The sequence below is a fragment of the Saccharothrix saharensis genome, from assembly GCF_006716745.1.
GTDB classification, from domain to species: Bacteria; Actinomycetota; Actinomycetes; order Mycobacteriales; family Pseudonocardiaceae; genus Actinosynnema; species Actinosynnema saharense.
In genome coordinates, this window is record NZ_VFPP01000001.1 from 4,681,743 (window position 1) to 4,702,734 (window position 20,992).

20 protein-coding genes are annotated in these 20,992 nt (G+C 71.1%); 11 read left to right on the forward strand and 9 right to left on the reverse strand.

Annotated features, from left to right (window positions below):
- The first annotated feature begins 10 nt into the window (after nt 1–10).
- Entirely contained in the window at nt 11–304 is a 294-nt protein-coding gene (locus FHX81_RS20555; protein ID WP_141979702.1) for a hypothetical protein, read from the forward strand.
- 37 nt (nt 305–341) lie between these two features.
- On the opposite strand, the gene FHX81_RS20560 is transcribed toward FHX81_RS20555, so the two are convergent.
- The 3 genes from FHX81_RS20560 to FHX81_RS20570 form a co-directional block, all read right to left on the reverse strand.
- Nucleotides 342–2,099, reverse strand: a complete 1,758-nt coding sequence (locus tag FHX81_RS20560; protein WP_141979703.1) for an SdrD B-like domain-containing protein — start codon at nt 2,097–2,099, stop codon at nt 342–344.
- A gap of 167 nt (nt 2,100–2,266) precedes the next feature.
- Nucleotides 2,267–3,796 (reverse strand): M28 family metallopeptidase, encoded by a 1,530-nt coding sequence (locus FHX81_RS20565; protein ID WP_141979704.1) that lies wholly within the window; start codon nt 3,794–3,796, stop codon nt 2,267–2,269.
- 62 nt (nt 3,797–3,858) lie between these two features.
- Nucleotides 3,859–4,506, reverse strand: a complete 648-nt coding sequence (locus tag FHX81_RS20570; protein WP_141979705.1) for a GNAT family N-acetyltransferase — start codon at nt 4,504–4,506, stop codon at nt 3,859–3,861.
- Between the two features lie 56 nt (nt 4,507–4,562).
- Here FHX81_RS20570 and FHX81_RS20575 point away from each other — a divergent pair, with 56 nt between their 5' ends.
- Entirely contained in the window at nt 4,563–5,531 is a 969-nt protein-coding gene (locus FHX81_RS20575) for an NAD(P)H-quinone oxidoreductase (RefSeq protein WP_141979706.1), read from the forward strand.
- Nucleotides 5,532–5,567: 36 nt separating this feature from the next.
- Here FHX81_RS20575 and FHX81_RS20580 read toward each other — a convergent pair whose 3' ends face one another.
- On the reverse strand, nt 5,568–6,227 hold the full coding sequence (locus FHX81_RS20580) for a class I SAM-dependent methyltransferase (protein ID WP_246107899.1): 660 nt from the start codon (nt 6,225–6,227) through the stop codon (nt 5,568–5,570).
- Entirely contained in the window at nt 6,224–7,423 is a 1,200-nt protein-coding gene (locus FHX81_RS20585) for a cysteine desulfurase-like protein (protein WP_053715712.1), read from the reverse strand. Before FHX81_RS20585 ends, FHX81_RS20580 begins: the two co-directional genes overlap by 4 nt.
- A gap of 113 nt (nt 7,424–7,536) precedes the next feature.
- On the opposite strand from FHX81_RS20585, the gene FHX81_RS20590 reads away from it, so the two are divergent.
- From FHX81_RS20590 to FHX81_RS40655, 6 genes are all read left to right on the forward strand, one after another.
- On the forward strand, nt 7,537–8,088 hold the full coding sequence (locus tag FHX81_RS20590) for a bacterial proteasome activator family protein (protein WP_141979707.1): 552 nt from the start codon (nt 7,537–7,539) through the stop codon (nt 8,086–8,088).
- A 223-nt stretch (nt 8,089–8,311) separates the two neighbouring features.
- The gene (wzm, locus tag FHX81_RS20595) at nt 8,312–9,220 is read left to right on the forward strand and encodes a galactan export ABC transporter permease subunit Wzm/RfbD (RefSeq protein ID WP_141979708.1); all 909 of its coding nucleotides are present in this window, start codon (nt 8,312–8,314) and stop codon (nt 9,218–9,220) included.
- Nucleotides 9,221–9,237: 17 nt separating this feature from the next.
- Nucleotides 9,238–10,053: a galactan export ABC transporter ATP-binding subunit Wzt/RfbE gene (gene wzt, locus FHX81_RS20600; protein ID WP_141979709.1), complete on the forward strand. Its 816-nt coding sequence runs from the start codon at nt 9,238–9,240 to the stop codon at nt 10,051–10,053.
- Between the two features lie 3 nt (nt 10,054–10,056).
- Nucleotides 10,057–10,968 (forward strand): galactofuranosyltransferase GlfT1, encoded by a 912-nt coding sequence (gene glfT1 / locus FHX81_RS20605; protein ID WP_141979710.1) that lies wholly within the window; start codon nt 10,057–10,059, stop codon nt 10,966–10,968.
- Between the two features lie 93 nt (nt 10,969–11,061).
- Nucleotides 11,062–11,280: a hypothetical protein gene (locus FHX81_RS20610; protein WP_141979711.1), complete on the forward strand. Its 219-nt coding sequence runs from the start codon at nt 11,062–11,064 to the stop codon at nt 11,278–11,280.
- Between the two features lie 302 nt (nt 11,281–11,582).
- Nucleotides 11,583–12,665, forward strand: coding sequence for an SdrD B-like domain-containing protein (locus FHX81_RS40655; protein WP_170232111.1), 1,083 nt, complete (start codon nt 11,583–11,585; stop codon nt 12,663–12,665).
- 90 nt (nt 12,666–12,755) lie between these two features.
- Here the strand turns inward: FHX81_RS40655 and glf are convergent, their stop codons facing one another.
- The 3 genes from glf to FHX81_RS20635 all read right to left on the reverse strand — a co-directional run bounded on the left by glf (nt 12,756) and on the right by FHX81_RS20635 (nt 16,550).
- The gene (gene glf, locus FHX81_RS20625; protein WP_141979712.1) at nt 12,756–13,940 is read right to left on the reverse strand and encodes a UDP-galactopyranose mutase; all 1,185 of its coding nucleotides are present in this window, start codon (nt 13,938–13,940) and stop codon (nt 12,756–12,758) included.
- A gap of 109 nt (nt 13,941–14,049) precedes the next feature.
- Complete coding sequence (locus tag FHX81_RS20630) at nt 14,050–14,949, reverse strand: glycosyltransferase family 2 protein (RefSeq protein ID WP_141979713.1); 900 nt, start codon at nt 14,947–14,949, stop codon at nt 14,050–14,052.
- Nucleotides 14,946–16,550 carry a glycosyltransferase gene (locus FHX81_RS20635; RefSeq protein ID WP_246107900.1) on the reverse strand — a complete coding sequence of 535 codons (1,605 nt, stop codon included), beginning with the start codon at nt 16,548–16,550 and terminating at the stop codon, nt 14,946–14,948. The genes FHX81_RS20630 and FHX81_RS20635 overlap by 4 nt, the downstream gene beginning before the upstream one ends.
- Nucleotides 16,551–16,856: 306 nt before the next feature.
- Between FHX81_RS20635 and FHX81_RS20640 the strand changes: the two genes are divergently transcribed.
- The 3 genes from FHX81_RS20640 to FHX81_RS20650 all read left to right on the forward strand — a co-directional run bounded on the left by FHX81_RS20640 (nt 16,857) and on the right by FHX81_RS20650 (nt 19,961).
- Entirely contained in the window at nt 16,857–18,827 is a 1,971-nt protein-coding gene (locus FHX81_RS20640) for a DUF6541 family protein (protein WP_141979715.1), read from the forward strand.
- A 77-nt stretch (nt 18,828–18,904) separates the two neighbouring features.
- Entirely contained in the window at nt 18,905–19,594 is a 690-nt protein-coding gene (locus FHX81_RS20645; RefSeq protein ID WP_141979716.1) for a glycosyltransferase family 2 protein, read from the forward strand.
- Between the two features lies 1 nt (nt 19,595).
- On the forward strand, nt 19,596–19,961 hold the full coding sequence (locus FHX81_RS20650) for a DUF2304 domain-containing protein (RefSeq protein WP_211363529.1): 366 nt from the start codon (nt 19,596–19,598) through the stop codon (nt 19,959–19,961).
- Nucleotides 19,962–20,025: 64 nt separating this feature from the next.
- On the opposite strand, the gene FHX81_RS20655 is transcribed toward FHX81_RS20650, so the two are convergent.
- A complete protein-coding gene (locus FHX81_RS20655; RefSeq protein ID WP_141979717.1) occupies nt 20,026–20,967 on the reverse strand; it encodes an NAD-dependent epimerase/dehydratase family protein in 942 nt (313 codons plus the stop codon).
- Between the last annotated feature and the right edge of the window lie 25 nt (nt 20,968–20,992).

A 20,992-nucleotide genomic window follows, 5' to 3' on the forward strand; every position in this document is an offset into this window, starting at 1 on the left:
TGTGGACTTGGTGGGCAGGTACCTCGACCTGGTCGAGGCCGAGATGCGGCGTGACCCGGAGATGCGCGAAGGGCAGGCGCACTACGTCGCCCTGTGTCGGGGCTGGCCGCACCTCCACGAGCAGATCGCGGGCACGGAGAGGGACTGCTTCAGCGTCGACCGGCGCTTGCCCGCGTTCCTCGCCTGGGTGGAGGAGGCGTTGGCCGCCGAGCAGCGAGCCGCCGGAGGTTCGGAGGCCGACGACCGTCCGAGGGCTCCCACCCCTCCGCTCGCGCAGCCGAACGGGGGTGCGACCGTCCGTTGAGGACCGGCCGCACCCCCGTTCTGCGATTGGTCGGCCGCTAGCCTGCCGTGCGCCTGCGGCTCCAGAGGACGGCGCCCAGTCCGCCCAGGAGGGCCAGTGCGCCCAGTCCGGCCAGGCCGAGCACGCTCGCGCCCGTGTCCGCCAGGCCGCCGCCGCCGGCAGCGCCGGCGGCGGCCGGTGCGGTGGTCGTCGTCGGGACGCCGCCGCCGGTCCCCGGCTCGCCCGGCGCGACCTCCTCCGGCGTCACGACGTCGGACGGGACCACCCGGACCGCCAGCTCCGACTGGCAGTGGCGGCACGTGCCGACGTAGATGACGAACGGCCAGTTGGAGTAGTGCTTCCAGGCGCCGTACACGCGGACCTCGTACGGACCGGCGGGGATGTCCACGAACTTCAGCCGGCCGTCGGCGTCGGTGCGGGCCTTGGCCACCAGCTTGCCGCTGATGGCGTCCGCCAGGCCGACCACCAGGTCCCCGACCTGCTCGCCGGGCTGGCTGGTGTAGTCGTCGTTGCGGTCGTGGAAGAAGTGCATCGCCGAGTCGCCGGGACCGGCGCCGACCACCCTCGCCCACGCGTTGGCCGACGGGTAGCCCCACGGGCCGCCGTCGCCGGGGCCGAAGTCGCACGGCCAGCTCACGGCGCCGTGCTCGGCGGTCTCCTCCGAGATGCTGCCGGTGAAGGTGAACGTCCGGGTCTCACCCGCCGGCACCGTCACGCCGCTCGCGTTCCACGCCATGTCGCCCAGGTCGACGTCACGCAGCTCCGGGCCCTCGCCGCCGCTGCGGTCGCAGCCCGCCTTGATGCCGGTGACGTCCTCGGTGCCGCGGTTGGTCAGCGTCACCTCGACCTCGGCCTGGTCGCCGACCCGGTACGTGTCCTGCGTGAAGCGCATGGCCGCCGTCAGCCGGTCGCTCAACGGCCGCACGGCCCGCAGCACCAGGTTCGCGGCGGAACCGGAACCGTCCACGGTCAGCTCGGTGTTGCCGCCCTCGACGACCCAGCCGTCCGGCGCCTCGTAGATCGACAGCGTGTAGGTCGACACCGGCAGGCCGGCGAAGCGGAACCGGCCCTCGGCGTCGGTCCTCGTCCGGAGGACTTCGCCACCCGACGCGTAGACGTTCACGTTGACGCCCGCGATGCCCTCACCGGCGTCGGGCGCGCCGTTGGCGTTCCGGTCGCCGTAGACCAGACCGGCCGCGTCGTCCGTGGCGGAGGCCGGGTCGACGAGCGGGATCGTCAGGTCGAAGCTGTCGGCCCAGCCGTTGACGAGCTGGAGGTGGAACCGGGCCACCGGGACGGCGCCGGTCCACCGCTGAGCCTCGCCGTGGACGGTGACCGTCACGCTCTCGCCGGCGGGCACGGTGATGCCCTTGCCCTGCCAGGTGTGCAGGTCGCCCCACTCCGCGGAGTCGATGGAGAAGTACGAGCCCGAGAGGGTGTACTCGCCCGCCTTCACGGTGGTGGCGTCGGCGTCACCGGTGTTGGTGATGGTCACCTCGACCGGGACGCGCTCGCCGACCAGGAACGGCCCGCCCACGACCGCGGCGGAGATGGCGAGCTTGGCGGCCTGCGCGGCGGCCGACTCCGACGTCGCGGTGGTGGACGCGCCGGTCGTCGTCGTGACCGGAGCCTCGGTGGTGGTGGTGGTGGTGGTCGCCGGCGCGTCGGTGGTCGTCACCTCCGCCGCGGACCCGGCGTCCTGGGCTCGCGCCGTCGCGGACAGCGTGGCGGCGAGCGCCACGGCCGCGCCGAGGGCGAGCAATCTTCGCGCGGCAGGGCGCACGGACATGGACATGGAGAAGTCCCCCCTTTGTGGTGAAAGGTCGCCGAAAGCTAACCCACCACCACGCGGCGCTCCGAGGGGAATTCGATAACAATGCGACCGGCCGCATATGTCGCCAGGACGCACCGGAGGCCGGTTCCCCTCGGGAAACCGGCCTCCGTTACTCGTTCGGACGTGCTTTACGCCACGTCGGCGTGCGAGTGGTGGTGCGCCTCGACGTGCATCGAACGCATCGAAGCCGCCCGCGCCGAAGCGCGCTCGGTCCGCGCCGGCACGCCGTTCACGCTTTCCGTGCTGATCGCGTACGACGCCGTCACCCAGGCCAACGCGTCGGCGTTGCGGTCCAGGGCGACGCGGTCGACGTTGCCCAGGTTGTCACCGGAGCCGTGGTAGTTGGGGTCGTAGGCGACACCCGCCGTGCCGCCCCACTTCGCCGCCTGCGCCTCGGTCTTGATGCCCTCCGCGCCGGTGAACAGACCACCGGCCGGAATGCCCTGGAGGATGAACTCGCCGTAGTCCGAGCGGCCCGTGAAGTCGGTGCCCTCGGTCTGCACGCCCTTCTCCACCGTCAGGTACTCGACGAACGCCTGCTCGATCTGGCCGGAGCCGTACGGGCCGGCACCCGCGCCGACCGCGTCGGAGTCGTCGCCGTCGTAGACGAAGTACGCCGCGTTGGGCGAGCCGATCATGTCGAAGTTCAGGTACAGCGCGATGTCCAACTGCTGCTCGAACGTCAGCGACTGCACGTACTTCGTCGAGCCGACCAGGCCGAGCTCCTCGGCGCCCCACCAGCCGAACCGCACCGCGTTGTTGACCTTCGGCGAGCCGCCCAGCTTCAGCGCGGTCTCCAGCAGGCCGGCCGAACCGGTGCCGTTGTCGTTGATGCCCGCGCCGTTCTCGACGCTGTCGAGGTGCGCGCCCGCCATCACGACGTTGTCCTTGCGACCGGTCTTCGTCTGCGCGATCACGTTGCGCGAGACGCGGTCCTCCTCGTGGTAGCGCAGGTCCACGGTGACGGACTGGCCGCCGAGCTGGGCCAGCGCGTCGCCGTCCGCCTGGGTCACGCCACCGGTCGGCACGACGCCCGGCGCGCCGAGCGTGACGCCCGCCAGGGTGCCCTCGCGGTTGTTGGAGATGATCACCGCGATGGCGCCCGCGGCGGCCGCGTTGCGGTGCTTGACGTCGAACGTGCAGGAGCCGCGGCGGATCAGCGCGATGCCGCCGGTGAAGTCCTGCCCGGCGAAGTCGGACGCCTCGCAGCCCGGGGTCGTGTCCTCGGGCACGACGCGCAGCGGGCCGGTGACGCCGCCGACCGGCGTCTGCGGCGAGAACTCCAGCGGGATGTTCTCGTAGGTGGTCGTGCCGACCTTGGCGATCGCCGCGTCGGTGATCTGCACCGGGTAGGTGAACTCCGGCGTGGTGACGTCGAAGCCCGCGCCGCGCAGCTTGCCCGCCACGTACTCCACGCTGGCGTCGTAGCCGGACGTGCCCGCGGCGCGGTTGCCGTCGTTGCGGTCGGCGATGCGCTGGAAGGCGATCAGGTGGCGGTTCACCCCGTCCGCGGTGACGTTCTTGGTGAGGTTCCTGGCCAGCTTCGGCCCGTCGAGCGTCGAGGCCGACGCGACGTTGACGGCCGGAACGGCGACCAGTGCGAGGGATGCGGACGCCGCGAGGATCGCCGCGCGTCGGATCCCGGTTCTACCTGACATGATCGAGTTCCCCTTCACTCGGATGCCGAACCCTCACAAGTCACGGGGAGGAGCGCAATCCGTCACTCGGTGGGTTCTCGCGCTGTGAGCAGGGGCAAGCACCGTGTGACACCGCTCACCCCCAGCTCCCACTCCGGCCGGCGCAGCGTCCCCGGCGTCACCAGAAGCCGGGTCTGCTCGGCCGGTTCACCCCTTCTGACCTGCTGGAACGTGCCGTCCGGCCGGTAGCCGAGCTTGCGGCTCACGCCGTGCGAGGCGAGGTTGTCGCCGAACGCGCTCGACCGCGCCGCCACCGCGCCGAGGTGGTCGAACGCGAACAGCAGGACGGCCGCCCGCATCTCCGTGCCGATCCCCCGGCCCTGGTGCCGCAGCCCGAGCCACGACCCGCTGACCACCTCCCGCAGCACGGGGAAGTCGTCGGCGCCCAGCGACTGCATGCCGACCACGCGGCCGTCGACGCGCACGATGAAGTTCACCGTCCACCGCCGCGGCGACAAGGTCGAACGCACCTGCCAGAAGTGCTGGAGCGTGTTGCGGCCCAACCGGTCGCGCGGCGCGTCGGTCCACTCCACCCCGAACGGCATCCGGTCGGGCGGGTGGACGCCGTCGAGCGCCACGTCCGCCAGTTCGGCCAGGCCCGCGTCGTCGTCGGGGCGCAGGTCGAGGCGCGGCGTGCGCAGCACCAGGTCGTGGAGCGGCCAGTGGTCCATGCCCGTCGATGGTGGCGACCGCGCGCCCGTCGTGCGACCGGATTACCGTCGAGCCCATGCGCGCGATCACCATTCGTGAACCCGGCGGACCGGACGTGCTGGCGTGGACGGAGGTTCGGGACCCCGAACCGGGGCCGGGCGAGGTGCTCCTGGACGTCGCCGCGACCGCCGTGAACCGGGCCGACCTGCTGCAACGCCAGGGCCACTACCCACCGCCGAAGGGCACGTCGGAGTCGCCCGGCCTGGAGTGCTCCGGGACCGTCGCGGCGCTCGGCGACGGCGTCACGGGGTGGAACGTCGGCGACGAGGTGTGCGCGCTGCTGGCCGGCGGTGGTTACGCGGAACGTGTCGTCGTCCCGGCCGCGCAACTCCTGCCGCTGCCCGACGGCGTCGACCTGGTGACGGCCGCCTCGCTGCCCGAGGTCGCGTGCACGGTGTGGTCGAACGTGGTCATGGTCGCCGGCCTGCGCGAGGGCGAGACGTTCCTCGTGCACGGCGGGGCCGGCGGCATCGGCACGCACGCCATCCAGGTCGCCAAGGCGCTCGGCGCCCGCGTCGCCGTGACCGCGGGCTCGGCGGAGCGGCTGCGGCGCTGCGCCGAGCTGGGCGCGGACGTGCTGGTGAACTACCGGGAGCAGGACTTCGTGGCCGAGGTCGGGCAGGCGGACGTCGTCCTGGACAACATGGGCGCGGCCTACCTCGACCGGAACGTCGACGTCCTCGCGCCGGACGGCCGGTTGGTGGTCATCGGCCTGCAGGGCGGCGTGAAGGGTCCGCTGAACATCGGCAAGCTGCTGTCCAAGCGGGCGAGCGTGACCGGCACCGGGCTGCGGTTCCGGCCGGTCGACGGCCCGAACGGCAAGGGCCGCATCGTGGCCGAGGTGCGCGAGCACCTGTGGCCCCTCGTCTCCTCCGGTCGGGTCAAGCCCGTCGTGCACGACGTGCTGCCGATCGAACGGGCCGGGGACGCCCACCGGGCGCTGGAGGACGGCGACGTCTTCGGGAAGCTCGTCCTGAAGGTGTGAGGAGCGCGTCCGGACGGCCCCGGCGACGCGCCTCCTCTACTCCAACGCCGTCGCCGTGGCCAGGAACGTCCGAGGCGTCGTCCGGAAGCGCAACGCGAACTCCTCCGCCCACCGCACCAGCACGGTCTGCTCACCGGGCCGTTCGGCGTCGTCGACCAACACCGCCGCGCCGGGCGCGAGCACGCCCCGCAGCACGGGCAGCGCCGGGTACCGCGCGTCCCCCAGCAACGGACCGTCCACCAGCAGCAGGTCCACCAACCCGTACCGCTCCACGTACGCCGACACCTCGTCGTGCACGAGCTGGGGGTGGTACCACTGCGCGTTCCCGAGCGCCGCGGGATGGGGCGTCAGGGGCGCGTGCACGACCCGCGCCACGTGCCCCAAGCCCTCCCGCCGCAGCTGGCTGGCCACGAAAGCCGCCGTGCGCTCGTCGTGCTCGACGGACAGCAGGTGCCCGAACCCGCGCCGGGCCAGCAACCGCGCCAGCACGACCGACGACGCGCCGCACCCGCACTCGACCAGCACCGTCCGCGAACCCAGCAGCACCTCGTCCACCACCGCCGCCAGCGCGGCGGGGCGCAGCTCGTGGGCCGTGTTGGGCAGGTACTCCGACATCAGGGGCGCCAGCCGGTGCAGTGCGGCGAGGTCGGCGAGCTCCCGTGACAGCAGGTCGTCCACCCAACCCCCCGAACTCACCCCAGCTCGGCGACCGCCCGCACGAGCTCGTCCACTTCGACCGCGTTCGTGTAGTGCGCCAGGCCGACGCGGATCGCCCCGCCGACCTCGCCCACGCCCAGCACCGAGAACACGCCGTGCTGCCCCGAGTCGGCGAACGCGCAGACGCCGCGCTCGGACAGGTGCTCGACGCCGTCGGTCGCCTTCACGCCGGCCACCGTGAACGCCAGCGCCGGCACCCGGCGCATGGCGTCGCCGATCACCATGACGTGACGGAGCGATCGCAGTTCGTTGATGAGATTAGCCAGAAGTCCGGCCTGGTAGGCCTTCACCGAACCCAGCGACGTGAGCACGCGCTCGCGTCGCGGACCCACGGCGGCGTCGTCCAGACCGGCCAGGTACTCCACCGATGCCACCAGACCGGCCAGCAACGGGTAGGCGTGCGGGCCCAGTTCCAGGCGTTCGGGACCCCGCGCGCCGGGCTCCACGGCCACCGAGGGCAGCAGGTCGAGCATCGACGGGTCGCGGAACACCAGCGCGCCGACCGGGGGGCCACCCCAGTTGTTCGCCGACACGGCCACCACGTCGGCGTCCATGGCCGTGATGTCGAGCGGCACGAACGGCGCGGCCGAGGAGGCGTCCACCACGACCAGCGCGTCCGTGCGGCGGGCGGCCTCGGCGATCTTGCGCAGGTCCGGGCGGGTACCCACGGAGCCGGACGCGGCCGTCACCGCGACCAGCTTGCACTTGGGCGTGACCAGGTCGTCGTACTGCCAGGCGGGCAGCTCGCACGTCTCGATGTCGACCTCGGCCCACCGCACCACGCTGCCGGTGCGCTGCGCGGCCCGCTGCCACGGCGCGATGTTGCCGGGGTGGTCCAGCCGCGACACCACGACCTCGTCGCCGAGGAACCAGCCCTCCGACAGCGCGTCGGCCAGCCGTTGCAGCAGCACCGCGGAGCTCGGGCCGAGCACGACGCCCGCCGGGTCGGCGCCGACGAGGTCGGCCACCGCCCGCCTGGCCGCGTCGACGATGGCCTCGGCGCGTTGCGAAGCCGGGAAGATGCCACCCGGCCCGGAGACGGGTGCGCGCAGCGCGGTGGAGACGGCCGTGGCCACCTGTTCGGGTACTTGCATCCCCGCGGGAGCGTCCAGGTGAACCCAGCCGTCGCCGAGCGCGGGGAACAGCCCACGGACCCGGGCGACGTCGAACGCCATGCCGCACACCGTACGGAGGACGTCGGCGGGAGCGACAGCAGGGGCGGCGGGTTTGCCACCCGATCCGTGACCCGGTTCGGCGCTCGCCACCCGATCGGGCCAGGATGGGAGGCATGAGCGAGGCACCCCGAGGTGATCAGGTGGAGAACGAGCGGCACGTGGTCGTGGTCGGCCCGGACGGCACCCCGGTGGGTGCCGCCAGGGTGCCGGCCGGCGACGACGCGGGCGGCCAGGACGTGACCGACCTGGTCGAGCAGCCGGCGAAGGTCATGCGCATCGGCACGATGATCAAGCAGCTGCTGGAGGAGGTGCGGGCGGCGCCCCTCGACGAGGCCAGCCGCAACCGGCTCAAGGAGATCCACAAGCGGTCGATCGACGAGCTGGAGGACGGCCTCGCGCCGGAGCTGCGCGACGAGCTGGAGCGGCTGTCCCTGCCGTTCACCGAGGAGGGCACCCCCTCCGACGCGGAGCTGCGGATCGCCCAGGCGCAGCTCGTGGGCTGGCTGGAGGGCCTGTTCCACGGCATCCAGACGGCCCTGTTCGCCCAGCAGATGGCGGCACGCGTCCAGCTCGAGCAGATGCGCGGCCGCGCGCTGCCCGCCGGCACGGGCGCCGGTGACGGCTCCGAGACGCCCCACATCCGGGGCACCGGTCAGTACCTCTGAGGCGCGTGGTGGAGCCGGTTCGGGGAGGACCCCTCCACCACGCTCACCGTCCGCGACCACCCCACCCACGCCGCGCACGAGGCCGATTACCGGGGGTGCACACCCGACCATGAACAGGTGATCGCGCACGTACCCCGTGTTGCCGAAACGTCGCCGACCCGGTAATCGCAACGTGACCAGCCAGCGTCGGGCCGTCGGCGCCGCGCCGGTAGGCTCACCACTCGTGCAGCCCACCGAGACGGTCGACCGACCCCCAGCTCCCGTCGAGTCCAACTCCCGCACGTTCCAGCGCGCCTTCGGCGACGTGCGCGAGGCGTGGCAGCACCGGGAGCTGTGGGGGCACCTCGGTTGGCAGGACATCAAGCAGCGCTACCGCCGGTCGGTCATCGGCCCGCTGTGGATCACCATCTCCATGGGCACCACGGCGCTCGCGCTGGGCCTGCTGTACTCGGCGCTGTTCGGCCAGGAGATCAACACGTTCCTGCCGTACGTGACGGCCGGCTTCGTGATCTGGAACTTCATCGTCGGCTGCGTCACCGAGGGCACCGACGTGTTCATCGCCAACGAGGGGCTGATCAAGCACCTGCCGGCGCCGATCACCGTGCACGTGCTGCGGCTGGTGTGGCGGCAGGTGCTGTTCTTCGTGCACAACCTCGTGGTCTACCTGATCGTGCTGGCGATCTTCTTCCCGGACCTCACCGAGCCGTACCACATGGCGGGCGAAACGCAGGGGCACCCCGGCGTCAGCTGGGCGATCCTGCTGGCCATCCCCGCGTTCGCGCTGGTGGCGGTCAACGCGGTGTGGGTCGCCCTGCTGTTCGGCATCATCAGCACCCGGTTCCGCGACATCCCCCCGGTCGTGCACAGCTTCATCAACCTGGTGTTCTTCATGACACCGATCGTGTGGCACACGGGTGTGCTCGAGAAGGTCGGCGCGGGCGGTGACTGGCGCATGCTGATCGCGGAGCTCAACCCGCTCTACCACTTCCTGGAGATCGTGCGCGCCCCGCTGCTCGGCCACGAGCAGAGCTGGCACCACTGGGTCGTCGTCGGCGCGTTCACCGTCGTCGGCTGGACGGTGGCGCTCGTGGCGCTGCGCAACTACCGTGCCCGCGTCTCCTACTGGGTCTGAGTGAGGCCAGAAGCAACATGGTCAGCATCGACGTCTGGAACGCCTCGGTCGACTTCCCGATCTTCGACGCCAAGTCGAGGTCGCTGAAGAAGCTCGCCCTCGGCAAGGTCGGCGGCAAGATCGGCTCCGAGGGCAAGGTCCCGATCATCGAGGCCCTGCACGACATCACCATCTCCCTGCGCCACGGCGACCGCGTCGGCCTCGTGGGCCACAACGGCGCGGGCAAGTCGACGCTGCTGCGGCTGCTGTCCGGCATCTACGAGCCGACCCGGGGCAGCTCGCGCATCGTCGGCAAGGTCGCGCCCGTGTTCGACCTCGGCGTCGGCATGGACCCGGAGATCTCCGGGTACGAGAACATCATGATCCGCGGTCTGTTCCTCGGCATGGGCCGCAAGGAGATGGAGAAGCGGGTCGACGACATCGCCGAGTTCACCGAGCTCGGCGACTACCTGTCCATGCCGCTGCGCACCTACTCGACGGGTATGCGGGTGCGGCTGGCGCTGGGCGTGGTCACCTCGATCAACCCGGAGATCCTGCTGCTGGACGAGGGCATCGGCGCGGTCGACGCGGCGTTCATGGCCAAGGCCCGGGACCGGCTCAAGGACCTGGTCAAGCGGTCCGGCCTGCTGGTGTTCGCCAGCCACTCCGACGAGTTCCTGGTGGAGTTCTGCGACTCGGCCATCTGGATGGACGAGGGCCGGGTGAAGATGCACGGCGGGCTGCGCGAGGTGCTGACCACCTACAAGGGGCGCGACCCCTTCGAGCACCTGAGCGAGGAGACGCTGGCACGGCTCGGCCAGTCGAACGTCATGAGCGGGAACGGTGGCGAGTAACTCATGAGCGCACTGCCGAAGGGCTCCGTGGTCGGTGTCGTGGTGACCCGGCACCGCCGCGAGCTGCTGGCGCACTCGCTCAAGGTCCTGGCCTCGCAGACCCGGCCGCTGGACCACCTGGTGGTCGTGGACAACGGGCCGGACCAGCCCGTGGACGACCTCGTCGCGCAGTGCCCCATCCCGACGACCTACCTCGCGTCGCACCGCAACCTCGGCGGCGCGGGCGGGTTCGCCCTCGGCATGCTGCACGCGCTGTCACTGGGCGCGGACTGGCTGTGGCTGGCCGACGACGACGGACGTCCCGCCGACGAGACGGTGCTCGCCACCCTGCTCGACGTGGCCGAGCGACGCCGGCTCGCGGCCGTCTCCCCCGTGGTGGCCAACATCGACCGGCCGGAGAAGCTCGCGTTCCCGCTGCGGCGCGGCCTGACCTGGAAGCGGCGCACCGAGGAGCTGGGCGCCGGGGAGGGGGGTACGGACTTCCTGCCCGGCATCGCGTCGCTGTTCAACGGTGCCCTGTTCCGCGCCTCGACGGTCGACGTCATCGGCGTGCCGGACTACCGGCTGTTCTTCCGCGGCGACGAGGTCGAGATCCACCGCCGGATGGTGCGCACCGGCCTGCCGTTCGGCACCTCGCTCAAGGCCGCCTACCTGCACCCGGACGGCTCGGACGAGTTCAAGCCGATGCTGGGCGGCCGGTTCCACGCGCAGGACCCGGAGAACGCGGTGAAGCGGTACTACACCTACCGCAACCGCGGCTACCTGCTCTCCCAGCCGGGCATGCGGAAGCTGGGGCTGCTGGAGGCGGTCCGGTTCGGGCTGTACTTCCTCGGCGTGCGCCGCGACCCGAAGGCCTTCGTCGAGTGGGTCCGCCTGGTGCGCCTCGGCCGGCGGGAGCGCTTCTTCCGCAAGTGACACCCCGGTGCGGCCGCACCGGTTCGCCGACGGGGGAATCGCCGTCGGCGAACCGGTGTTGCCCCCACCCCGGCACAGCGGTGGACTGTGCGCATGACCTCTTCTGAAGCGCGTAAGACGCGGACCCTCGTGCTGCACCTCGCGGCCAACCCCAACCCGATCTCGATCCGGCTCACCCCGGACGCCGCGGCGGACCTGGAGCCACGCCTGGTGCAGGTCGTGCGGAACGGGCACACCCATGCGGTGGCCACCGTCGACGGCCACGAGTTCGTGGTGAACTTCGCCCACGTGGTCGCCGCCCATTTCGCATAACCCAAATCCACCGTGGACGCGCGCGGTCCGGTAAGGTTGCTCCCAGGGACGTCGCAGATGCGGTTGCGATACCTTCGAATCGAGGCTAAACCCCTGGTAGACGCGCGGGGCACGGCGAGGTTGCCCGTGGATGCCAGGACGATACATTCGAATTATCCAAATCTCTGAAGGACGTCCGATCCGGCACCGCGGTTGCGCCTGAATGGCAAAGTCGGATTGAAAGCACATTCGCTGGCATTACCCCCGATTCCCCGGCAGACTCATTCTTGTCAGCAGGGGGAACACCACCCAGGGGGAAAGAAATGAACATCCGGACCACCACTCGCCGGGTCGCCACCGCCGCGGCGGTCGCCGCTCCGCTCGCCCTCATCGCGGCCGCTCCCGCGCTCGCCGAGGACGATGCCGCCGCCCGGGGGCAGGGCAACAGCATCTCCGGCGTGGCGTGGCTCGACCAGAACAGCGACGGGTTCCGGGACGCGGGGGAGCCCGGATTCGCCGGCCACACGATGTACCTGGTGGACACCGACATCGCCGTCAAGACCGACGAGAGCGGGCGCTACACCTTCACCGGCCTCAAGCCGGGCCACAGCTACCGGGTCGGCTCGATGGACCGGTCGATGCTCGACGGCCACGGCTGGTCGCCGCTGCGGTCCCTGTCGCCCAACGGCTCGGACTTCTCCCCGACCGACGGCAAGGCGAGCTTCGTGGCCGGTGAGCAGAACGCGGACACCGGTCTGGTCCTGACCGTCAACGACTACCGCACGTCGCAGATCATCGTCTCGCTGCCCGACCACACCACGAAGCCCGTCTACCAGGTCGGCGACGTGGTGGACATCGTGGGCAGCGCGTACTTCACCGGCAACGCCAACGACCAGTTCGGCGCCAGGCTCGTCCTGCCGGACGGGGTGCGCAAGCTCGAGCGGATCGGCGGGATGCCCTCGTACGTCGGCGATCACAAGCCCAACGAGGTCACGGGCTTCTTCTACGACCGCCGCTACTCCGGCCTGGTCGAGTTCCTCGGCGCCCGGGTGGTCGTGGAGCAGCCCATCTCCGCGGCCGACATCAAGCTGGAGGTGTACAAGGGCGTGTTCGGCAAGTCCGACCCGGACCTGGCCAACGACACGATGAGCCGCCCGTTCAGCGCCGAGGCCGCGCCGGTGACCACGGAGCCGACCACGGAGCCGACGACCGAGCCGACCGCGGAGCCGACCACGACCGCGCCGACCACCACCACGACCGCGCCCGTCGTCGTGCCGATCTCGCAGAACACCACGCCGCTGGCCAACACGGGCGCGTCGGCGCTCGGCCTGGTCGGCATGGGCAGCGGCCTGCTCGCCGCCGGTGGCGGCGCGGTCCTGTGGTCCGGCCGGCGCAAGAAGGCCTGACCCCGGCGCAGGGCTGACAAGGGGGACGTGACGCGAACGCCCGGCCGGTGATCCGGCCGGGCGTTCGCGTGCGCGGTGGGGGGCGGTACGTCAGTCGAGCGAGCCGTCCAGGGGCGCGCCCCCGGTCAGGTGCGGGGCGATCCGGTTGTCGAACGCGGTCAGCGCCGACCCGATGGCCATGTGCATGTCGAGGTACTTGTACGTGCCCAGGCGACCGCCGAACAGCACGTTGCGCTCCGCCGCCTCGCGCTTGGCCAGCTCGCGGTAGCGCTCCAGCTTGGCGCGGTCCTCGGCGGTGTTGATCGGGTAGTACGGCTCGTCGTCCTTGTCCGCCGCCCGGGAGAACTCGCGGACGATGACCGTCTTGTCGGCCGGGTACTCCCGCTCCGGGTGGAAGTGCCGGAACTCGTGGATGCGGGTGTAGGGCACGTCCGCGTCGTTGTAGTTCATCACCGGCGTGCCCTGGAAGTCACCCGTCGGCAGCACTTCCTGCTCGAAGTCGAGGGTGCGCCACCCCAGCCAGCCCTCGCTGTAGTCGAAGTAGCGGTCGACCGGGCCGGTGTAGACGATCGGCGTGCCGGCCGGGATCTCGTCCCGCACGTCGAAGAAGTCGGTGTCCAGCCGCACCTCGATGTTCGGGTGGTCGGCCATCCGCTCCAGCCACGCGGTGTACCCGTCGACGGGCAGGCCCTCGTAGGTGTCGTTGAAGTAGCGGTTGTCGAAGGTGTAGCGCACCGGCAGGCGGCTGATGACCGCCGCGGGCAGCTCCTTCGGGTCGGTCTGCCACTGCTTGGCCGTGTAGTCGCGCACGAACGCCTCGTACAGCGGGCGGCCGATGAGCGAGATCGCCTTCTCCTCGAGGTTGCGCGCCTCGCTGGAGTCGATCTCGGCGGCGTGCTCGGCGACCCACGCCCTGGCCTCGTCGGGCGACAGGTAGCGCCCGACGAACTGCGAGATCAGGCCGAGGCCCATCGGGAACTGGTAGGCCTGGCCGGCGTGCATGGCGAACACGCGGTGCTGGTAGCCGGTGAACTCGGTGAACTGGTTGACGTAGTCCCACACCCGCTTGTTCGAGGTGTGGAACAGGTGGGCGCCGTAGCGGTGGACCTCGATGCCGGTCTCGGGTTCGGGTTCCGAATAGGCGTTGCCGCCGATGTGGTGGCGGCGTTCCAGCACCAGCACGCGCTTGTCCAACTGGGAGGCGGTGCGTTCCGCGACGGTCAGGCCGTAGAAACCGGAACCGACGACGACCAGGTCAAATCCAGCGAGGCTCACGCCGAGCAAGCCTACGGCAGTTACCGCCCGTGACCGGCTCGCCCCGGACATGCGCGAAGGGCCGCCCGTGCTCCGGTCCGGAGTCGGGCGGCCCTTCGGGGGAACGCGGTCAGAGCACCGAGCGCGGCATCTCCGGCTTCGGGTTGAACTTCACGCCTTCGACGATCTTGCGGAACAGCTTCACCCGCAGGCTCCACGGGACACCGCCCGCCCGGGTGGCCGAGAACACCCGCTGCACGAACTTGGCGAACGCGACCGGGTTCTCGTGGTGCAGCCGGAACGACGCCTCGTTGCGCGCGCCGTACTCGAACTTCCACAGGTTCGACCCGTTGACGTCGCTGAAGTTCACGCCGCGGTTCACGCCGAGGTCGTGCACCACGACGCTGGACAGCACCTGCACGCCGGGGCCGGACTTGTTCAGCCGCAGGGTGTACTCCTGGTCGTCGAACCAGATGAAGTACTCGCGCAGCGGCAGGCCGTGCCTGGTCAGCGCCCAGCGCGGGAACAGCACCGAGACGAACGAGCAGTGCTGGACGAGCACCGCCTCCTGGCCCTTGGAGATCAGCCGGCCCCAGTCCCAGGTGGTGACCGGGTTGTTCATCTCGCAGATGCTGCCGTCGACCCACTTGACCAGCGAGCACGCGAACGGCAACTGCATGCCCATGGACTCCTCGGCCTTGGTGAGGCCGTTGACCAGCTCCTCCAGCGCGTCGGCGTTGGCGTAGCAGTCGTCGTCCATGATCCAGACGAAGTCGGCGCCGAGCTCGTAGCCCTTGTTCATGCCGGTCGCGAAGCCGCCCGCGCCACCGGTGTTCTCGGTCAGCCGCACGATCACCACGCCGTCGACGGACTCGTAGTCCCGGAGCACCTCGTCGGTGCCGTCGGTCGACGCGTTGTCGACGACGACCACCCACTCGGGCTTCAGGCTCTGCGCGAGGACGTGGTCGAGGACCTTGCGGAGCTTGTCCTTGCGGTTGTAGGTGACGACAACGGCGGCAACGGTGCTCACGAGAGCCATCCTTGGTAGGTTTCGCGGACCCAGGTCCGGGCGTCGGGCAGCGCGGCGAACGCGGCGGCCTTGCCTGCCTGTTCGTCCAACCAGACCTTCCGCTGCTCCGGCGAGGTGATCATGGTGCGGATCCGCTCGGCGGCGGTGGAGATGAACGGGTAGGGGTGCCTGGGCACCAGCAGGTCCTCGGCGATGAGGGACGCCTGTGAGCCCACGTCGGTCGAGACGACCGGCACGCCCGCGGCGGTCGCCTCGAAGGTGGTCAGCGTCAGGCCCTCGTTGTCCGACGAGATGACCAGCACGTCCGCGTCCGACAGCGTCCGCGACACCGGCTGGTCCGAGCCGCGCAGCTCCAGCACCGGCGCCAGGCCGAGCCGGGCGACGAGGCCGTGCACCTCGCCCGACAGCTCGCCGTCGCCGTGCACGATGAACCGCATGTCGCCGGGCGAGGACTCCTTGAGCGCGGCGGCGAGCTGCAGGAACAGGTAGGGGCGCTTCTGCTGGGTGAACCGGCCGACGAACGCCACCGTGAACGTGCCGTCCTGCGGCTTGCTCACCGGGGTGGTCCGGTCGAGGCCGCCGGTGGTGAGGTTCGCCAGCGTGGCGAGCTTCACCCGGGCGGGGTCGATGCCCTGCTTGCCGACCAGGTAGTCGCGCAGCATCGGCGAGATGACGTGGTGGGTGTCGATCACGTTCGTCATGCGCACCGAGATGTCGACGAAGCCGCCGGTCCGCCACTCCAGGATGTGCAGCGAGTCGACCACCGGGATGTCCGGGCGGATCGACTTGATCCACGGCAGCCGCTGCGCGAGCCACGTGCTGTGGTGCAGGTGGATCCCGCGCACGTCGTAGGCCGACAGCACACCGTTGAGGAACGCCGACTCCTGCTCCGGAGCGGTCGGCAGGGTCAGCGGCACGACCACCGCGCCGTCGAGCTCGGGCCGGGTGATCCACGGGTGCGTCGACGGCCGGTCGGTCACCACGATCGGGGTGAACCCCGCCTCGCGGGCGATCTTGATCGTCTCGAGCGCGAACCGCTCCGCGCCGCCGAGCTCCAGCCAGTGGACGCCGAACAGGATGGCGGGCTCGGTGCCGTGCGGGGTGGCCTCGGCGCCCCTGGCCAGCCGGACCGGCGCCTTGCGCGGCACCTCGCGGCTGCGGTAGCGGCGCTCGGTGACGTCCGTGCGGTACTGCCGCAGCACGTCGAACTGCACGGGCGCGACGAAGCGCACCGAGCGGCGCACCTTGCCGAGCAGGCCGGTCAGCTGGTGGTAGGCGGACGCGGTCTCCGGCTCGCCGCCGAGGTCGATGGCGAGGTCGATCAGGCCCTTGGCGCCGGTGGAGGTCGCGGTGGTGTGCACCGTGCTGCGCACCACGATGGAACCGACGACCTCGCGGTCGTCCTCCCACTCGATGGAGCGCACCTCCTCGTCGGTCAGGGAGGGCATCGTGCCCTTCGGACCGCGCAGGACGGTCAGGCGGAAGGTGTCACCCGGTCCGGCCAGCGCGTGGAAGTTGGCGGCTCCGATGACCAGGCGGCGTTCCCGCTCGTCCAGGAGACCGCGGCCCTCGACGAGGCCGACACCGGTCTCGTCGAGCACCTCGAAAGGAGTGCTCGGGTTCGCGTTACGCGTCGGCTCAGTCACAGCTCTCGAAGGGGTAACGCACGCGGACGTGCTCGGACACGGTCTGGAACAGTGATGATGCTACCGAAGTCCCGGCGGCGGCCACCGCCTGGTGCGACTCGGCGGCCGCAGGGGGGCGGCCCGTCCGGGCTGCGGAAATCCCCGGTGGCATTTCACTCGTTCGAGTGCTTGCCGGTCGACCGGCTGAGGAGAAGGCCGCGTGAGCGCTCAAGTATGTTGCCCCGGGGCAACCCGAGGCCGTACGCCGCACAAGGGGGCTTGATGCTCGACATCGTGACCGACACCGCCCAGGTCACGCTCGTGGCCACCGCGGTGACGGCAGCACTGCTGTGGCTGCCCGGCGCGGTGCTCGCCGCGCTGGTCGGGCTGCGCGGCTGGCTGCTCGCGGGTGTCGCCCCCGCCGTGACGATGGGCCTGGTCGCGCTCGCCGCGCCGCTCGCCTCCGGGCTGGGCCTGCGCTGGAACACGCTGTACTTCCTGTCGTTCACCGCCCTCGTCGTCGTGCTCGCCGCGGGCGGCCTGGTACTCCTGCGCCGACGCGGCCTGCCGCTCTCGACCCCGCTGATCCCGTGGTCGCGGCTGGGCTCGCTGAGCGTGCTCGCGGGCGTCGTGGTGGGCTTCGGCATCGCGGTGGTGCTGGTGCACGAGGCCACGAAGGGCATCGGCTCGGTCCCGCAGGCCTGGGACGCGCCGTTCCACGGCAACGCCATCCGCCGGATCGCCGAGACCGGCCAGTCCGGCACCAGGGTGCTCGGCTGGATCGACCAGCCCGACAGCCCGGCCGGCGCCTTCTACCCGCACGTCTACCACTGCTTCGAAGCGCTGATCTACCAGCTCACCGACGCGGGCGTGCCCCGCGTGATGAACACCGGGATGCTGGTCACCACCTCGCTGGTGGTGCCGCTGGGCACGGTCGCGCTGGTCCGCGCGGTCGGCGGCAACGCCGGGTTCGCGGCGGCGGCGGCACTGGTGTCCACGTCGTTCGCCAACTACCCCTGGGACCTCTACCAGTGGGGCCAGCTGTTCCCGTACGCGGCGGGCCTGTCGCTGGTGCTGCCCTTCCTCGCGCTGATGGCGCACTGGCTGGGTTCCGGGTTCGACCGGGTCGTGGTGCTGGTGGCGGTCGTCGGCGTCGGCCTGGCGGGCACGCACTCCGCGATGGTCTTCGTGGCCGCGATCCTCGGCCTCTGCTACACCGTGCACCGCATCGCCACCGGCCCCCGCGCGTGGGTGCGGCACGACCTGCCGCGGCTGGCCGGGGTCGGCATCGCGGTCGGCCTGCTCGGCTGGCCCTACCTGGTGGGCGCCGGCGCGTCGGCGGGCTCGACGGCCGCGTTCGACTGGCCGGCGGTGACGTCGCCGTCCAAGGCGCTGGGCGACGGGGTGCTGCTGGGCAGCGACGCGGACTGGCCGCAGTGGCTGCTGGCCGGGTTCGTGCTGCTCGGCCTGTTCCTGATGCTGCGCGACGGCGTGGTGCGCTGGCTCGCGACCGCCTACGGCATCTTCCTCGTGCTGTTCGTGGCCGCCTCCGCGATCGACTTCCCGTGGGCCACCGCGGTCACCTCGCCGTGGTGGAACGACCGGTTCCGCCTCGGCGCCGCGCTCATCCTGCCCGCCACCATCGCCGCCGGCTGGGGGCTGCAGGCGGCGGTGAAGGCGGTCGCGGGGCTGCCCGCCAAGGTCGACCCGAGGCTCGGCACCGGGCGCGCGGCCGTGGCGCTGCTCGGCGTGGTGGCGGTGCTGTTCGCCGCGGCCTACGTCGGCGAGACCAAGGGGTACGTGAAGCGCAACGCCGTCCGGCTGTACTGGGCGTTCAACAGCCCGATCCTGTCCAAGCTGGAGCAGGACGGGCTGCGGGAGCTGGCCGCGCTGGCCAAGCCGGGCGAGCGGGTGATGAACGACGGCGGCGACGGCACGGTGTGGACCTACGCGCTCACCGGCGTGGAGCCGGTCGTCGGCCACTACATCTCGCAGAAGCCGAGCCCCCGGCGGCAGCTCCTGCTGGACGACTTCGACGAGCTCGGCACCAACCCGTCGGTGGCCCAGGCCGTCCGCGACCTCAACGTGCACTACGTGCTGGTCGGCACCGGCTACATGGGCCAGTTCCGGCGCGCGCCCGGTCTGACCAACCTGGACGGACTACCCCAGTTGACCTTGAAGTACGCCAACGCCGACATCGCGCTGTACGAGGTCGACTGGTCGAAGATGGCGCCCACGACCGCCACGCAGTAGGCGGGCGGGCGGGCACGCTAGCCTTATCCGGCAGAACACCCCAACCAGCTCGTGCAAGCTCGGCTAAGGAGGCCGCTGTGGCGGACCAGTCTGACGTGTGGCTGGTCGTGCCCGTCTACAACGAGGCACAGGTGATCGCCGACGTCGTGCGCAACGCGCTGGAGACGTTCCCGAACATCGTGTGCGTCGACGACGGCAGTCGGGACGGCTCGGCCGAGGCGATCCGCGGGTCCGGCGCCCACCTGGTGCAGCACCCGGTCAACCTGGGGCAGGGCGCGGCGATCCAGACCGGGGTCGAGTACGCCCGGTCGCAGCCGGGCGCCGAGTACTTCGTGACGTTCGACGCGGACGGCCAGCACCAGGTCGCCGACGTGCTGCGGATGCTGGAGCGGCTGCGCGCCGAACCGGTCGACATCATCGTCGGCACCCGGTTCAAGGGCGACGACTCGCACATCCCGCTGATCAAGCGCGTGGTGCTCAAGACCGTGGTGGCGGTCAGCCCCAAGCTGCGCAAGCTCAAGCTGTCCGACGCCCACAACGGGCTGCGGGTGTTCAACAAGAAGGTGGCGGACGAGCTCCGCATCACGCTGAACGGGATGGGCCACGCGTCGCAGATCGTCGACATGATCGCGCAGCGCGGGTGGCGGGTCACCGAGGAACAGGTCGAGATCCTCTACACGGAGTACTCGATGTCCAAGGGCCAGTCGCTGATCAACGGCGTGAACATCCTGTTCGACTCGGCTCTCAAGACGGGGTCCAGGCGCTGACATGCTGATCCAGTTCCTGCTCATCGCCGCGGTCGTCGTGCTGCTGGTGTTCTTCCTGAAGAACCACGGCACGACCAAGACCGCGGCCGGCGTCAAGATCGGCTTCCTGCTGTTCCTGGTGCTCGCGGTGGTCGCCGTCATCAGGCCGGTCGAGGTGTCCAAGGTCGCCGAGCTCGTCGGCGTCGGCCGCGGCACCGACCTGCTGCTCTACGCGCTGGTGGTGGCGTTCGGCTTCCAGACCATCAACACCTACCTGCGGTTCAAGGAGCTGGAGCTGCGCTACGCGCGCCTGGCCCGCGCGATCGCGCTGCGCAACGCGGAAGCCCCCGCGCCCAAGGACGCCGAGGACCCGGCGCACAGCGCCTGACCCGGACGAACGCGAACGGGCCGGTCCGCCCCCGGCGGGGGCGGACCGGCCCGTTCGCGTTCGGTCAGGACTGCGGCGAGCGGAAGTAGTCCACGGTCAGCCGCACGCCGGTGGCGATGTCCACCTCGGGCTTCCAGCCCAGCTCGGCCCGCGCGAGCGACGGGTCGATCGCCGACGCGCGCAGGTCGCCCAGGCGGGCCGGGGCGAACTCGGGGTCGTCGGCCACGCCCGCCGCCCGGGCGACCAGGGTGTGCAGCTCGCGGTCGGACACCTGGTGCGCCGTGCCGATGTTGTAGCGCTTGCCGCCGCCCGCCTCGCCCGACGCCGCGACGAACGCCGACACGACGTCCTCCACGAACACGTAGTCGCGGGTGTTGCCGCCGTCGCCGAACACCTTCGTCGGACGGCCCGCGAGCAGCGCGGACGCGAAGATGGCCACCACGCCCGCCTCGCCGTGCGGGTCCTGCCGCGGCCCGTACACGTTGGCCAGCGCCAGGTGCGTGCACTCCAGGCCGTACAGCTGCCGGTAGGTGTTCAGGTACACCTCGCCGGACACCTTGGACGCCGCGTAGGGCGACTTCGGGTTGATCGGCGTGGTCTCCGCCACCGGCAGCTCGTCGGGCGTGCCGTAGATCGACCCGCCGGACGAGGCGAACAGCACCTTGCGCACGCCCGCGCGGCGGGCGGCCTCGGCCAGGTTCACCGTGCCCAGCACGTTCTTGGTGGCGTCGAGCAGCGGGTCGGCCACCGACACCCGGACGTCGATCTGCGCGGCCAGGTGGAACACCACCTCGGGACCGAACGAGGACACCACGTCGGCCAGCTCCGGCGAGGTGATGTCGACCCGGGAGAACGAGTAGCGGTCGGCGTGCGCCGGGTCGGCGGGCGCGGTCCGCTTGCCGCGGCTCAGGTCGTCGACGACGTGGACCTCGTGCCCGTCCCTCAGGAGCCTGTCGACCAGGGTCGAACCGATGAAGCCGGCACCGCCGGTCACGAGTGCGCGCACGGGTGTGTCTCCAGGATGGGTCGGG

Excerpts from the sequence above, each read along its gene's own strand:
- FHX81_RS20560 (WP_141979703.1), bottom strand. The coding sequence starts at position 2,099 with ATGTCCATGTCCGTGCGCCCTGCCGCGCGAAGATTGCTCGCCCTCGGC.
- FHX81_RS20565 (WP_141979704.1), bottom strand. The coding sequence starts at position 3,796 with ATGTCAGGTAGAACCGGGATCCGACGCGCGGCGATCCTCGCGGCGTCC.
- FHX81_RS20570 (WP_141979705.1), bottom strand. The coding sequence starts at position 4,506 with ATGGACCACTGGCCGCTCCACGACCTGGTGCTGCGCACGCCGCGCCTC.
- FHX81_RS20575 (WP_141979706.1), top strand. The coding sequence starts at position 4,563 with ATGCGCGCGATCACCATTCGTGAACCCGGCGGACCGGACGTGCTGGCG.
- FHX81_RS20585 (WP_053715712.1), bottom strand. The coding sequence starts at position 7,423 with ATGGCGTTCGACGTCGCCCGGGTCCGTGGGCTGTTCCCCGCGCTCGGC.
- FHX81_RS20590 (WP_141979707.1), top strand. The coding sequence starts at position 7,537 with ATGAGCGAGGCACCCCGAGGTGATCAGGTGGAGAACGAGCGGCACGTG.
- wzt (WP_141979709.1), top strand. The coding sequence starts at position 9,238 with ATGGTCAGCATCGACGTCTGGAACGCCTCGGTCGACTTCCCGATCTTC.
- glfT1 (WP_141979710.1), top strand. The coding sequence starts at position 10,057 with ATGAGCGCACTGCCGAAGGGCTCCGTGGTCGGTGTCGTGGTGACCCGG.
- FHX81_RS20610 (WP_141979711.1), top strand. The coding sequence starts at position 11,062 with ATGACCTCTTCTGAAGCGCGTAAGACGCGGACCCTCGTGCTGCACCTC.
- FHX81_RS40655 (WP_170232111.1), top strand. The coding sequence starts at position 11,583 with ATGAACATCCGGACCACCACTCGCCGGGTCGCCACCGCCGCGGCGGTC.
- FHX81_RS20640 (WP_141979715.1), top strand. The coding sequence starts at position 16,857 with ATGCTCGACATCGTGACCGACACCGCCCAGGTCACGCTCGTGGCCACC.
- FHX81_RS20650 (WP_211363529.1), top strand. The coding sequence starts at position 19,596 with ATGCTGATCCAGTTCCTGCTCATCGCCGCGGTCGTCGTGCTGCTGGTG.